This window comes from Methanobrevibacter sp. UBA188, assembly GCF_905234905.1.
Classification (GTDB): Archaea; Methanobacteriota; Methanobacteria; order Methanobacteriales; family Methanobacteriaceae; genus Methanocatella.
Window position 1 is genome coordinate 1 of the sequence record NZ_CAJOJM010000001.1, and the last position, 13873, is coordinate 13873.

The window sequence follows — 13873 nt, forward strand, 5'->3', positions numbered from 1 at the left end:
TTGGATTTGGTTTTGAAAAGTGTTTGATATATATCTGAAGTTGAACAGGTCTTGTTTTGTAAAATCCTTGATGTTAATGTAAAAAACAATCCATTAAATTAAACTTAAAAAATCTTCTTTTAATTTAATCGACTTTAACGTTAATTATTCTGCAGTCAATATATGTGTGAAAAATAGTTTAGTTCCAGGCAGAGTTTTAGGAAAAACGGGTTGGATATTATGGGTTCTTAATTATGATTTTTCTGCCTGGAAGTGATATGTAACATCGAATGTGTTAATCAAATGTTACATATGTTAAAGATGCATTACCTCATATATAAATATTTTGTTTTTAATTTTATCATTAAAAAACTTGTATAATCATCATAAATTAAAAAATAATAGTTAATAGTTATGTATTATATTTAGATAAATTAAATATATCTAATTTTTGAAAATTACAGTTATATTTTCTATTTTAATATTTTTAAATAAATTTAAATGAATTAATATAAAATAGTAAAGTTTATATACTATGTAATGTAAGGTTAACATAAGTAATTATATTTTAACATAATTGCTTAAGTACTTAAATACTTTTTGCAAAAATGAATTAATTTGTGGATTACTATGAGAACCATGATTAAATATTTAAGGCAAGAGCTCAAAATGAGCCAAAAAGAACTTGGGGACAAAGTTGGTGTAACCCGTCAAACCATTAATGCGCTGGAAAATGGTAGATATAATCCATCTTTATTTTTAGCTTATGAAATAACCCAAGTTTTCAATAAAATAATGTTCAAAGGTGATCGAGAGAAATATTTCATCATGGAAGAGATATTTATCTTCGATGATGACTATTATTAGGTGATAAAATGATTTTAGACATATATAAGGATGCATTTGAGTATTCAGCTCAAGACTGGAAAACATTATTGATATTAGGTGTGATTTGTTTATTCAGTGTATTATTGTTACCAATTTTCTTAATTACTGGATATAATTACAGAGTTATTAATAATGCGGTGCACGGGGTTATCAATGGAAGAGATCCTCTGCCAAAATTTGATGAAATTGTAAATATGTTTGTTGATGGAATAAAAGTCGCAATTGTCCAAATTGCATATGTGATTGTGCCTGCAATAATATTTTTAATATTCATGTTTGGTGCATCATATGCCGGCGATGTTGCAGCTGTTGCATTGATGATTATAGGATGCTTGATTACATTGGTTGTTGGCGTAGTGGCATGTTTAATGAATCAAATGGCATTATGTCATATGGCATATAATGATGGTGAATTATCAAAAGCATTTGCATTAAAAGAAATAAAAGGAGTCATTGATGATATCGGCTGGTTTAATTGTATTCTAACCTATTTGGGATTAATAATCATAACTGTTGTCATTTCATCTGTTGTAACTGCAATTGTTGGATCAATATTCACAGTATTGGGGATGTCCGGATTCTTGATAGATGCTACCCTGGGAGGAGGAATACTCTTTTTAGGAATGTTGCTTAATGTAGTAGTGTCCATGTTTATTATTGGTCCATATTTGAGCATATTCAATGCAAGATCAATTGGATTATTGTATACTATGCAAATAGGTAATTCACCTGATGTTGTTGAAGAGTAAATATCTTCAACGACATAACTTTTGAGTTTTGCATGTTACTTTAGATGTTATCAATAATCGGACATAATCATGTCTGTTACATTACAGTAATTGAAGGATATTGTCCTTCAATAGGTTATGGATTGATATATGGAATGTTTTAAACATTCCGCTTTTCTTTTTTTTAATTTTGTGGGGGGTTGTATTATGGTAGACTATGTTATCGAAACAAATAACTTGTCAAAAATATATTACAAAAATAAGGTTGTAAATTCAGTAGATATGCATGTTGAAAAAGGTAAGATTTACGGGCTTTTGGGCAAAAATGGTGCTGGAAAGACTACAACAATGTGCATGCTTTTAAATCTCACATATCCAAGTGAAGGGGATATACTTCTATTTGGAAAGAATGTTAATAATCATTCAAATGAAATCTATTCAAATATAGGTTCCATTATAGAAACTCCAGGTTTTTACGAAAATCTGACAGCATTTGAGAACTTAAAAATCATTTCTAAAATAAGGGGAGATTTCAACCCTCATAACATTAATTCAGTTCTTCAAATGGTAAACTTGGATAATGACAAATCAAAAAAATTTAAGGATTTTTCATTAGGTATGAAGCAGCGTTTGGGAATAGCTGCAGCTATTATGCATAGTCCGGAATTGCTGATTTTGGATGAACCAATAAATGGTCTTGATCCGTTTGGTATTAAAGAGATTAGAACACTTCTTAAGAGATTGTCTCATGAATTCGGAATAACGATACTTATTTCATCACATATTCTAAGTGAAATAGAAAACATTGCGGACGTTATTGGATTTATGGATAACGGAATTTTGATTGAGGAAATTTCAAAGGAGGAATTATATGCTCGATTGGACAAATTTGTAGAATTTGAAGTATCAAACATTGATTTGGCTATTGATATATTTAAAAAATTGGAGCTTAAGGAAAATAAGGATTACGCCGTTAAAGGGGATATGCTTTGTTTGTACACTCATTTAAACTTGAGAGATAAATTCAATGCATTATTCGTTAAAGCTGGAATTGATGTTAAAAAGGTAAATCTTCGTGAAGAAAATCTGGAGGATTTTTTCACACGATTTGTTTCAAATAATTGAGGTGATTTGATGTTTACTTTTATTGAAATGGAATTCTTAAAACTTAAAAGATCAAAAATATTTTTGTTGAGTTTAATGGGGGCTATTCTCCCTCCATTTTTAATGTTCATTGCCGTAACATCATTTGATGAAGGACAGACTTTTGAGGCATTGTTTACTAATGTGAATATGTATATGTCAGCAATGTTTGCAGTCATGATATTTGCAATAATCATCTCTTACCTTTTTGGCAGGGAATACAATGAACATACTCTAAAGACTATGCTGACAATACCTGTATCCAGGTCAAAGTTTTTATTGAGCAAATACGTCATGTTTTTAGTTTGGATTGTGATTTTGACAATAGTTACAAGCATATCAACTCTAATATTTGGTTTTATTGCAGGCCTTGACGGATTTAGTTTAAGCCTATTTGCCAAATGTTTTGCACAGCTTCTTTATGCTAATGTACTGTTGTTTTTAACATTCTCACCATTTGTATTCATATCATTATTCATTACTAATATGGTTCCTGCAATGGTCGGCGGTGCCGCTTTAGCATTGGTGAATCTAATGGTTTACGGTCAAAACTGGGCACCGTTTGTTCCTTGGGTATGCCCATATTTAATCGCATCTGGTGAAATAGCACAATATGGTGTAAGCATTACTGTATCTTATGCAATAATTTTAGTTACTTTCTTAATTGGGTTGGTTATTTCACATAGCTACTTCATTAAAACTGATGTTACATTGTAGGGTTATTTTCCAAATGCTCTCTGAATTAACTTAAATATTAAGTCAATTAAAATAATACTGGAGGTGATATGGTGGATAATTATGAAAACCAAAAGTTTTGCCAATCATGTGCGATGCCGTTAACCGATGAACTTTTCGCAACCAATGCGGACGGTTCAAAAAATGAAGATTACTGCATGTACTGTTTTAAGGATGGGGAATTCACTTCAGACATGTCCATGGAAGAAATGATGAATTTCTGCATTGAAAAAATGGTTGAGGTCCATCCGGAAATTGATAAGGATGAAGCAAGTGCAATGATGAGAGAAGTATTTCCCAAACTAAAAAGATGGGCGAATGATTAATTATTCGTCTCACTTTTTTCTTTTTCTTTTTAAATTTTAAGTATTATTAATTTATAATATTATATCATGTGTTCAATAGTAGGTTTACAAGGAAATTTTAAAGGTAATGATATAATTAAAATGTTAAAAACCTCAAAAAATAGGGGTCCTGATTCATCAGGCGTTTTTTTGGATGAAATTCACACTGACATTAATTTGGATGATTTTTCAGATGATAATGACTATTCAATAGCTTTTGGTCATAATTTACTTTCTATTTATGATTTGGATGACCGAATTTCAAAACCTCAGCCTACAAGAAATGACAATCTTGTTTTGGTTTTCAACGGTGAAATATACAATTTCCACACAATTCGAAATTTGCTTAAAAAAGTTGGCGTTACTGCTGAGATAACTTCTGATGCTGATGCACTGCTTTATTTGATTGATAGCTATAACAAAGGAGATTTGGTTAATGCCATCCAACTTGCAACACGCCTAATAGATGGGGACTATGCCTTTGCAGTATATGATGGTGAAAACTTGGCACTTGTTCGTGATCCTTTAGGAGTAAAACCACTATTTTATTCAAGAAACGGCAATAATTTTGGATTTGCATCATCAGCCCTTTCACTTAAGGAAGTAGGATTCAGTGACATTAACACATTGAAACCTGAACACATACTCTTTAATGGAGAAGATATATCTCCAGCACAGCATCTTTGGGAAAAGATTCAGGATGGGGATGTTGCTAAAATAGACAAAATGTTAAAGTTAAGTGTCGTTAAAAGAGTTGAAGGATTAACTGAGGTGGGCGTAATATTTTCCGGAGGCATTGACAGTTCATATTTGGCACTGCTTTTAAAAGAGATTTCTGAAAATGTTCCCCTTAAAATTAAACTCTATGCAGTTGGTGTTGAAGGTTCAAAAGATGTTGAAGCGGCAATTTACGCTTCAAAATTCCTGAATTTGGACTTGGAAATCTGTGAAGTAAATGAAAATATGATAAGGGACGCCCTGCCGAGTGTTGTAAAGGCCATTGGTGATGATAATCTGATGAAAGTTGGTGTTGGACTGACCACTTACTTTGCCACCAAATTAGTTGCCAAAGATGGCATAAAGGTAGCAATTTCCGGCCAGGGTGCCGATGAGCTATTTGGAGGATACAAAAGATATCTTCAAAACTTCGTTGATGGGAGCCTAAATTGGACATTGAGGGAAGACATGTCAAACATGTATCATGTAAATCTTGAACGGGATGATGCATGTTCAATGATTAATTCGGTTGAATTGAGATTGCCGTTTTTAGATAAGAAACTGGTGGAACTGGTATTGAATATTCCGGATAATAAAAAAATAGTTTCAATGCATGATGATATGAGAAAAAGTATCTTGAGAAAAATAGCTTTTGAAGAGGGACTTGACTACGAAATAGCTTACAGACCTAAAAAAGCAGCCCAATATGGAACGGGCATTGATAAGATTTTAAGAAAGAAAATAGTTAAAGACACGGATATTTCACAATATTTGAATTAATTAAATTTTACATAAATTTATTTTTTTAGATATTTTAATCTTTAACTTTATTAATATTAAAAAACATAATAAATATATTATTAATTATTAGGAGTTTTTATTTATGACAATCGAAAAAGATGCAGAAGATATTATAGAAAAATTCTCAAAGATTTTAGAAGATATTCCTGATTCTGATGAAACATGGTATATTACCGATAATTTAAATTTAACACGTAAAGATGAATCTCATGAAAAAAATCCTGAAAAAATATTAAGGAATGCAAGAATAGATAAGGAAGGAAATCTTGTAGTTAAAAGAGCAGATTGGACTAATTAAGAGTGATTTATATGAGAATGAACTTAGTTCTAGAACTTCTGGATGTTCCAGGGCAGTTAGTTAAAGTGTTGGAACCGATTGGCAGTCTTGGTGCAAATTTGGTAACTGTAATTCATAAAAGGGACTATAAAACTGAAAACGGCAAGGTTCCTGTTCAACTCACATTGGAAGGTGAATTTGAAGACCTTAAAAATGTCGTCAAAAGATTTGAGGACTTGGGTATCACAATTACTGAAATGGATGATGTTGTTTTAAAAGAAAAAATAAGTACAATCTTTTTCGGACATATTATTGATAACGATTTAAGAGACACAATGGATAAAATCAATGCTTTAGATGGTGTTTTAATTGTTGGATGCGAAATTAAATTGGATGGTGAAGATAAATCTACTGCATTATTGAATATTGAAGCAGACATTGGTCTTAAACAGATAGTATTTGATAAAATTGCAGAAATTGCAGAAGAAAAAGAGATACTTGTTATTAATGAGGTTTAGTGATTATTATGGATGAATGTAAAGTTATTATAATGGGATTTGGATCAGTTGGTCAGGGTGTGGCCAATGCACTTTCCATGAAAAAAGATTTAATTAAAGAAAAAACTGGAGTAACTGTTAAAGTGGTTGCTGCAGCTGATTCATCTTCATCTGCAATTTCACAAGATGGACTGGATGAAGAATTACTTGTGCAAACTAAAAAAGAAAATGGAAAGTTATCAGCATATCCTGAATTCGGGTCTGATTTGAATGGTGCAGATGTGTTGGACGCTGTTGAATATGATTGTCTTATTGAAGCAACTCCTACAAATATCGTTGATGCAGAACCTGCATTTTCACTAACACTTAAGGCTTTTGAACAAGGAAAAGATGTGGTAACATCAAATAAAGGACATTTAGCACTCAAATTTAAGGAAGTAGTTGGTGCTGCTGAAAAAGCAGGTGTCCAATTCAGATATGAGGCCAGTGTTGGCGGTGCAATGCCAATTATCAATCTGGCAAAGGAAACAATTTCTTCATGTGGTATCAAATCAATTAAAGGTATTTTGAACGGTACAACAAATTATATCTTATCAAGGATGACTGCAGAAGGTTCAGATTATGAAGTTATCCTAAAAGAATCTCAGGAATTGGGAATAGCTGAAACCGATCCTACACAGGATGTTGAAGGTATTGATGCAGCTTGTAAAACCGTAATCTTGGCAAATTCCCTTTTAGGAATTGATGCCACATATAGTGATGTTAAAGTCATAGGTATTTCAAGCATCAATTCACAGGCTATTGATTTGGCTAAAAAAGATGATTATTTAATTAAACTGATAGCTGAGGTATCTAAAGATAATTTACAAGTATCTCCACGTTTAGTTAAAAGAGGAAGCTCTTATGATGTAAGTGGTACTTTAAACATGGCTACAATCACAACTGATTTGGCTGATGAAGTATCAGTAATTGGACTTGGAGCAGGTTCTCTAGAAACTGCTTCTGCGATGTTGACTGATTTAATTAGTATTTTAAAAAATAAAAACTAATTAAAATTTTTTTTACTTTTTTTTGATAATATGAAATATGTAATTTTTATTCCAGATGGATCAAGTGATTATCCTGTAGATGAATTAGATGGTAAAACTCCTTTGCAAGTGGCAAATACTCCAAACATTGATAAATTAGCTCAAATGGGCTATGGTGGATTTACAAATAATGTTCCTGAACAATATACTCCAGGCTCTGATGTGGCCAATATGAGTATTTTCGGATATAATCCTGCAGACTACTATACCGGTCGTGGACCTCTTGAGGCAGGCAGTGAAGGCATTCCGACAACACCTGAAGATGTAATATTCAGATGCAATACAATATTCAGTGAAAATGATGCAATGGATGACTTTAATGCAGGCCATATCACAACTGAAGAAGCAGATGTGTTGATGAAAGGTTTAAATGAGTATTTCACTGAAAAATACCCTGATTTCAAAGGCAAATTTTACACTGGCGTAAGTTACAGACATTTGTTTATATATTCCTGTGACAGCATAGAAGATGCAGAAATATTGTCCGGCATTAAAACAATGCCTCCTCATGATATTTCAGGTGAAAAATTAGCCGATAATCTATTTGGGGACTGTGAACTTGCTCAGGAAATTCAATCAATAATGTTTGAAGCAAGACAATATCTTGAAAACCATGAAATTAACCAACAAAGAGAAATTCCAGCTAATATGATATGGTTGTGGGGACAAGGCGTAACTCCAAGCCTACCTAACTTTGAAGAGACTTATGGAATCACAGCTTCAGTTATTACTGGTGTGGACTTGTTGAAAGGTATAGGAAACTTTGCAGGTATGAACATTGTTGATGTGCCTGGAGCTACCGGATACTTTGATACAGATTATAAGGCAAAAGGCGAGTACGGAATCGAAGCCTTGAAGCAAACAGATTTATTGTTGATTCATATAGAAGCTCCTGATGAAGCTGGTCATGCTCAAAATACTGAAGAAAAAGTCAAAGCAATAGAAAGAATTGATGAGTTTATTGTCGGTCCTATTATCGAAAGCTTAAAAGGCGGAGAATTTAGGGGAGCAATTTTACCTGACCATCCGACTCCAATCAGTGTTGGAACTCACACTCGTGATAATGTGCCTATTATCATCTTTGATTCTGAAAGAGATGGTGATGAATGTGAATCATTTGATGAAGAAGGTGTTAAAAAAGGTTCATTGGAATTTAAGAAAGGTCATTTCTTAGTTCAAAGATTAATTGATGGAGATTATTAAAATGAAAGTATTGTTAGTCAATGGTAGTCCTAATAAAAATGGCTGTACTTATACAGCTTTAACAGAAATTGAGAAAACCTTAAAAACTCATGATATTGAAACAGAAATATTTTGGATTAAAACAAAACCTATAACAGGTTGTATTGCTTGTATGAAATGTGGTGAAAAAGGAGAATGTACTTTTGACAATGATGTTGTAAATGAATTTGTAAAAAAAGCATATGATGCAGATGCATTCGTATTTGGTTCACCTGTTTATTATGCCGGTGCCAATGGATCTATGACCTCATTTTTAGACAGGGCATTTTATTCAAACTCTCATGGTGCGGGAGGAGAAGCGTTCAAACACAAACCTGGTGCAGTAGTATGTTCTGCAAGACGTGCAGGTACAACTGCAACCTATGATCAGTTAATAAAATATCTGGGAATTAGCCAAATGCCGATAATCTCTTCATTTTATTGGAATATGGTGCATGGAAACACTCCTGAAGAAGTCATGCAGGATGAGGAAGGTTTAGGAACAATGAGGCAATTGGCCCATAATATGGCATTTTTCCTAAAGTGTATTGAAGCGGGTGAGGAGAAAGGTTTAGCCATAACTGAAGAAGAAAAACCTCGTACAAACTTTATCCGATAAAATTATGAACATTTTTAAAACTCCTGAAGGTTATCTGTATACAAATAAGGCATTACTCTACTTGTTTCTGCCTTTGTTGGTAGAATATGCTTTAGAGTTTTTTGTAGGCTTGGCAGATTCAATAATGGTGGCTTCACTTGGTGAAGCAGCTATTTCAGGAGTTTCTCTTGTTGATTTTTTAATTCAACTTCTTATTTTTTCATTTTCAGCTCTTGCAACTGGTGGAGCTGTTGTAGCTGGACAATATCTTGGCGACAAACAGATAGATAAGGCGCAAAATTCTGCAACTCAACTTGTCTGGTTTTCAACAATTTTATCTTTCGTTTTAATGATTTTAGTAATGATTCTAAGGCATTTTCTAATCGGGTTATTGTTTGGTCAAATTGAAGCGGATGTATGGAATAATGCTGACATGTATCTGTATATCGTTGCATTGTCAATTCCATTCATCGCAATATATAATGCCGGAGCAGCTATTTTTAGAACAACCAATAATGCAGTTTTTCCAATGAAGGTCATGATTATCTGTGATGTTTTAAATGTTTTGGGTAATGCCTTTTGCATTTATTATCTTGGGTGGGATGTACGTGGTGTAGCTATTCCAACAGTAATGGCACGTGTCCTGGCAGCGCTTTTAATATTGTACTTTGTCCTTGATGAAAATTACAGATTGCATATTAAAAGGACATTCAGACATAAATTCGATACTAAAATACTTAAAAAAGTATTGATGGTAGGTGTTCCATATGGTATTGAAAATGGTTTGTTTCAACTGGGCAGGGTGTTGGTTTTAAGTTTGGTTTCAACTTTTGGAACAATGGCGATAGCTGCAAACTCTGTCGGTTATGCAATAGGAATATTTTCGGTACTGCCCGGTTTTGCAATTAATTTGGGACTTACTGCAGTAATATCAAATTGCGTTGGGGCAGATGATTATCAGCAGGCAAAATATTATAATAGGAAATGCTTGATTTTGGTTGTCCTATCTCATATTGTAATTAATTTGGTGATATTTGCAATGTTGCCTTTGATTTTGGGAATTTATAATCTGTCTGCCCAGACTGCAGCAATGGTAACTGAAATGGTTATTTGGCATGGAATTTTTGCAATTATAATATGGCCATTGTCATTTACACTGCCTGCAACATTCAGGGGAGCTGGAGATTCAAAATCAGTAATGTATATAAGTTTGGCAGTAATGTTTACATGTAGAATTGCCTTATCTTATGTTATAGCAGATTGGATGGGCATTGGAGTATTTGGAACATGGATAGCGATGTTTATTGATTGGTATGTGAGGGCAGGAATTTACATTTACCGATATTTCTCAAATAAATGGATGGAATACCGGGTGGTTTAAATGAAATCTAAAATCTTATATAAAAATACACATATAATTAGTAAAAAACAACTTCAAGATTTGTTCTTGTAGGTGATGGTCTTAGGGTCATTTTTCCTGAAAGTTGGTAATATGAATTAAAATTCCATGAATATTCGGATTTGAAAAGCCAGATAATGCAAATGCAATGTTCATAACCGAATTGTGGGCATAGGTGATTAGATGATTGATAATGAAGACATATTCAATAAGGTAGTGAGTTTGGTAAATTTGAATGACGCACACTTTAAAGTGATTGTAGACAATCAAAATTTGCTTTTAAAAAATCAGGAAATATTGTCAAAGCAGCTTAAGGAAATAAATGAAAAATTGGATAAGATTATGGAATAGGTGTTTCAATTGGTTTTATTTAGAGGAGATGTCAAGTGTAAGAGCTTACAAAGGCGCACATCCATTAGCGTTATTCTTCCCTCTGACAATATCCATTTCTTAAATGATGCTGAAGAAATCGTTCCGCAGCCATACAAAACATTATACTTCCTTCATGGATTGTATGGCAGTGATGATATAGTCCTTGCAAACACTTCCATTCAGAAATTTGCAGAGGATAATGGGATAGCTATTGTGATTCCCTGTGGAGAAAATAGCTTTTATGTCGATCATGAGAAATCTCATGCATATTATGGTGAATATGTTGGTCAGGAACTTTTGGATATTACTCGAAACATTTTTCCATTGTCTCACAGGCGTGAAGATACTTTCATAGCAGGTTTTTCAATGGGAGGTTATGGAGCTATCCGCAACGGTTTAAAATATTGGGATAACTTCTCAAAAATTGGAATGATTTCTGCTGCTCTTATTACAGATGATATTGTAAATTACACTGATGACGATAATGTATTGCGTTCAAAAGATTTCTATGAATCAATTTTTGGAGATTTAAATAAAATTAAAAGTTCGGATAAGAATCCAAAACATTTGATTGATAACTGCAGGGACATTCCGGATATCTATATGGCATGTGGTGTTGATGACTTTTTATATGGAAAAAATGTTGATTTTCATGAATTTTTAAAGTCTAGGGAAATTGATGCCACATTTGTTGAAGCTGAAGGGGAACATACCTGGGAGTTCTGTGACAAATATCTTAAAGAATTTATTAAAACATTGCTGTAATGTTTTCAGGTGGTGATAAAATGGTAAAGTTGTGTCCTAAGTGTGGAGCTGAATTAACTGAAGTGATTGGTGGCTATTTGTGCCATGAATGTGGTGGAGGAATGTTTAGCGAAGATGAGGTCATATGTGTTAAGTGCCCAACTTGCGGTAGTGAATTGGGAGATTTGGCCGATGAGTATTATTGCTATAATTGTGGCAGATCAGTCAGCAAGGATAATGCAGAATGTGGTAAAAGCATTACATTCGACGATAATCATGATTATGGGGAGCCTGACTATGATTCAATGGTGAACAATGGTGATGAAATTTGTCTAAACTGCACATATTGGAGTGTAAGTCCTTACGGGCGTGCTCATGGGATGTATTGCAGACGAGGCAACGGTCAGACTGAACCGACTGATTCCTGCTATGATTTCGTACAATCAACTTCCTTTGCAAGCTATGGTAATGAAGGTCAATATCAGTTTAATGAAACGGATAGAGATATTTCAAATAAATTATATAGTTGGCGAAACAGCAGGTAAAAAGAGTTATTAACTGTTTAATTTCTGATTGTTTTTTTAGGATATTGAAATTTTTATATATTTCAGGTTAATTTTGCTTGTTTATAAGTGAATATGAATTTTATTAAATTTTTATATATCATGAAAAACTAAAATTATAGTATAATTAATGGAGAGGATTTAACTGACAAAGTACATTATTATAACTGGTGGGGTAGTTAGTTCCATAGGTAAAGGTATAACTTCAGCATCTATGGGTAGAATTTTAAGATCATATGGTTTAAAAGTTTCTGCTATTAAGATAGACCCTTATTTAAACTGGGATTCAGGAACACTCAATCCATATCAACACGGTGAAGTCTTTGTAACTCATGATGGTATGGAAACCGACCTGGATTTGGGTCACTATGAAAGATTTTTGGATGTTGAACTTGATGGAATGGCTAATATTACAACTGGTAAAGTTTATGAATCTGTTATTGCTAAAGAAAGAGAAGGAGGATACTTGGGAGAATGTGTCCAAGTAATTCCACATATTACCAACAGAATTAAAGAAATGATTAGAGAAAATTCTGAAAGCTCTGATTATGATGTAGTGCTAGTTGAACTTGGAGGTACTGTTGGAGATATTGAAAGTCAACCTTTCCTTGAAGCTTTAAGACAACTAAGAAATGAGGAAGGCAGACAAAATGTTATGTTTGTCCATGTTACATTTATTCCCTACCTAAATGCAGCTGGAGAATTCAAAACAAAACCAACCCAACATTCCACTAAAGAATTGAGAAGTGTCGGTATAAATCCTGATGTTATTGTCTGCAGATCACAAGTGCATATTGATGATGCATTGCTTGGAAAAGTTGCTCACTTTTGTGATGTGGATGCAAGTGCTGTTGTAAATACTCCTGATGCTGGTACAATCTATGAAGTGCCTTTGGTCTTGGAAGATAAAAACATCGGTGAGTTAATTGTAAATAGAATTGGTTTAGATATTGACCCTGATTCATCCAAATTGGATGAATGGAGAGAAATAGTTAAATCCCTTAGAACCACTGAACCTGAAGTTACCATAGGTATTGTTGGGAAATATGTTGAACTTGAGGATTCATACATCAGTATTCGCGAATCATTGCTTCATGCAGCTGCAAGCATTGGCGTAAAAGCCAATATCAAATACTTAAGTTCTGATGTTGAAGAATTGGATCAAAAAGCTTTAAATGAATTTGATGGTATTTTAATTCCTGGAGGATTCGGAGAACGTGGATTTGAAGGAAAATTAGATGCCGTTGATTATGCAATTGAAAATAATGTTCCATTATTTGGAATATGTCTTGGTATGCAATCCATTGTAACTCAATTTGCAAGAAGGAACGGTTATCCTAATGCCAACAGTTCTGAATTTGATGAAAATTTGGAATTCCCAGTTATTGATATGATGGAAGAGCAAAAGAAAATCAAAAACATGGGTGGAACAATGCGTTTAGGATCTTATGATTGTAAAATCATTGAAGGAACTAAAACTCATGATGCATATGGTGAAATCGATATTGAAGAACGTCACAGACACAGATATGAGTTTAACAATGATTTCAGAGATGACCTACAAGAAAAAGGTTTAATTATTTCAGGAACTAGTCCTGATGACTTTTTAGTAGAGATTGTTGAACTTCCAAATCATCCATGGGCTATTGGTTGCCAATTCCATCCTGAATTCAAATCAAGACCTAATAGGCCACACCCATTATTCAAATCATTTTTAGAAGCTATTTATGAGCATTCTAAAAATTAATTTTTTTTATTTTTTTATCAATTTAATGAACT

The 13873-nt window shown here is 33.2% G+C and carries 16 protein-coding genes; all 16 read left to right on the forward strand.

Translation table 11 applies throughout. From position 1 onward, the window contains the following. Positions 1-609: 609 nt before the first annotated feature. The 16 genes from QZ143_RS00005 (at position 610) to QZ143_RS00080 (ending at position 13841) form a co-directional block, all read left to right on the forward strand. Positions 610-846: a helix-turn-helix transcriptional regulator gene (locus QZ143_RS00005; protein WP_292606539.1), complete on the forward strand. Its 237-nt coding sequence runs from the start codon at positions 610-612 to the stop codon at positions 844-846. Between the two features lie 8 nt (positions 847-854). Next, the gene (locus QZ143_RS00010) at positions 855-1616 is read left to right on the forward strand and encodes a DUF4013 domain-containing protein (protein WP_292880066.1); all 762 of its coding nucleotides are present in this window, start codon (positions 855-857) and stop codon (positions 1614-1616) included. Positions 1617-1802: 186 nt separating this feature from the next. Then, on the forward strand, positions 1803-2720 hold the full coding sequence (locus QZ143_RS00015; protein ID WP_292880068.1) for an ABC transporter ATP-binding protein: 918 nt from the start codon (positions 1803-1805) through the stop codon (positions 2718-2720). A 9-nt stretch (positions 2721-2729) separates the two neighbouring features. Further along, complete coding sequence (locus QZ143_RS00020) at positions 2730-3455, forward strand: ABC transporter permease (protein ID WP_292880071.1); 726 nt, start codon at positions 2730-2732, stop codon at positions 3453-3455. 68 nt (positions 3456-3523) lie between these two features. Then, positions 3524-3799 carry a zinc ribbon domain-containing protein gene (locus QZ143_RS00025; RefSeq protein WP_292880073.1) on the forward strand — a complete coding sequence of 92 codons (276 nt, stop codon included), beginning with the start codon at positions 3524-3526 and terminating at the stop codon, positions 3797-3799. Positions 3800-3865: 66 nt separating this feature from the next. Further along, positions 3866-5314, forward strand: coding sequence for an asparagine synthetase B (locus QZ143_RS00030; protein WP_292880075.1), 1449 nt, complete (start codon positions 3866-3868; stop codon positions 5312-5314). A gap of 103 nt (positions 5315-5417) precedes the next feature. Continuing rightward, positions 5418-5633: an Asp-tRNA(Asn) amidotransferase subunit GatC gene (gatC, locus tag QZ143_RS00035; protein ID WP_292606527.1), complete on the forward strand. Its 216-nt coding sequence runs from the start codon at positions 5418-5420 to the stop codon at positions 5631-5633. 11 nt (positions 5634-5644) lie between these two features. After that, a complete protein-coding gene (locus QZ143_RS00040; RefSeq protein ID WP_292606525.1) occupies positions 5645-6130 on the forward strand; it encodes an amino acid-binding protein in 486 nt (161 codons plus the stop codon). Positions 6131-6138: 8 nt separating this feature from the next. Beyond that, entirely contained in the window at positions 6139-7158 is a 1020-nt protein-coding gene (locus QZ143_RS00045; RefSeq protein WP_292880077.1) for a homoserine dehydrogenase, read from the forward strand. A gap of 30 nt (positions 7159-7188) precedes the next feature. Then, positions 7189-8400 carry a cofactor-independent phosphoglycerate mutase gene (locus tag QZ143_RS00050; protein ID WP_292880079.1) on the forward strand — a complete coding sequence of 404 codons (1212 nt, stop codon included), beginning with the start codon at positions 7189-7191 and terminating at the stop codon, positions 8398-8400. A 1-nt stretch (position 8401) separates the two neighbouring features. Beyond that, entirely contained in the window at positions 8402-9037 is a 636-nt protein-coding gene (locus QZ143_RS00055) for a flavodoxin family protein (RefSeq protein ID WP_292880081.1), read from the forward strand. A 1-nt stretch (position 9038) separates the two neighbouring features. Next, the gene (locus QZ143_RS00060) at positions 9039-10397 is read left to right on the forward strand and encodes an MATE family efflux transporter (protein WP_342765201.1); all 1359 of its coding nucleotides are present in this window, start codon (positions 9039-9041) and stop codon (positions 10395-10397) included. Between the two features lie 201 nt (positions 10398-10598). After that, positions 10599-10766 (forward strand): hypothetical protein, encoded by a 168-nt coding sequence (locus QZ143_RS00065; protein WP_292606515.1) that lies wholly within the window; start codon positions 10599-10601, stop codon positions 10764-10766. Positions 10767-10775: 9 nt separating this feature from the next. Continuing rightward, a complete protein-coding gene (locus QZ143_RS00070; RefSeq protein WP_292880086.1) occupies positions 10776-11552 on the forward strand; it encodes an alpha/beta hydrolase-fold protein in 777 nt (258 codons plus the stop codon). A gap of 20 nt (positions 11553-11572) precedes the next feature. Then, complete coding sequence (locus QZ143_RS00075) at positions 11573-12076, forward strand: hypothetical protein (protein WP_292606511.1); 504 nt, start codon at positions 11573-11575, stop codon at positions 12074-12076. Positions 12077-12239: 163 nt separating this feature from the next. After that, entirely contained in the window at positions 12240-13841 is a 1602-nt protein-coding gene (locus QZ143_RS00080; RefSeq protein ID WP_292606569.1) for a CTP synthase, read from the forward strand. The last annotated feature ends 32 nt before the right edge of the window (positions 13842-13873 follow it).

Bases quoted from the DNA above. Each gene is read 5' to 3' on its own strand.
- QZ143_RS00075 (WP_292606511.1), top strand. From the start codon at position 11,573: ATGGTAAAGTTGTGTCCTAAGTGTGGAGCTGAATTAACTGAAGTGATT.
- QZ143_RS00045 (WP_292880077.1), top strand. From the start codon at position 6,139: ATGGATGAATGTAAAGTTATTATAATGGGATTTGGATCAGTTGGTCAG.
- gatC (WP_292606527.1), top strand. From the start codon at position 5,418: ATGACAATCGAAAAAGATGCAGAAGATATTATAGAAAAATTCTCAAAG.
- QZ143_RS00055 (WP_292880081.1), top strand. From the start codon at position 8,402: ATGAAAGTATTGTTAGTCAATGGTAGTCCTAATAAAAATGGCTGTACT.
- QZ143_RS00010 (WP_292880066.1), top strand. From the start codon at position 855: ATGATTTTAGACATATATAAGGATGCATTTGAGTATTCAGCTCAAGAC.
- QZ143_RS00005 (WP_292606539.1), top strand. From the start codon at position 610: ATGAGAACCATGATTAAATATTTAAGGCAAGAGCTCAAAATGAGCCAA.
- QZ143_RS00020 (WP_292880071.1), top strand. From the start codon at position 2,730: ATGTTTACTTTTATTGAAATGGAATTCTTAAAACTTAAAAGATCAAAA.
- QZ143_RS00040 (WP_292606525.1), top strand. From the start codon at position 5,645: ATGAGAATGAACTTAGTTCTAGAACTTCTGGATGTTCCAGGGCAGTTA.
- QZ143_RS00025 (WP_292880073.1), top strand. From the start codon at position 3,524: ATGGTGGATAATTATGAAAACCAAAAGTTTTGCCAATCATGTGCGATG.
- QZ143_RS00050 (WP_292880079.1), top strand. From the start codon at position 7,189: ATGAAATATGTAATTTTTATTCCAGATGGATCAAGTGATTATCCTGTA.
- QZ143_RS00015 (WP_292880068.1), top strand. From the start codon at position 1,803: ATGGTAGACTATGTTATCGAAACAAATAACTTGTCAAAAATATATTAC.
- QZ143_RS00065 (WP_292606515.1), top strand. From the start codon at position 10,599: ATGATTGATAATGAAGACATATTCAATAAGGTAGTGAGTTTGGTAAAT.
- QZ143_RS00030 (WP_292880075.1), top strand. From the start codon at position 3,866: ATGTGTTCAATAGTAGGTTTACAAGGAAATTTTAAAGGTAATGATATA.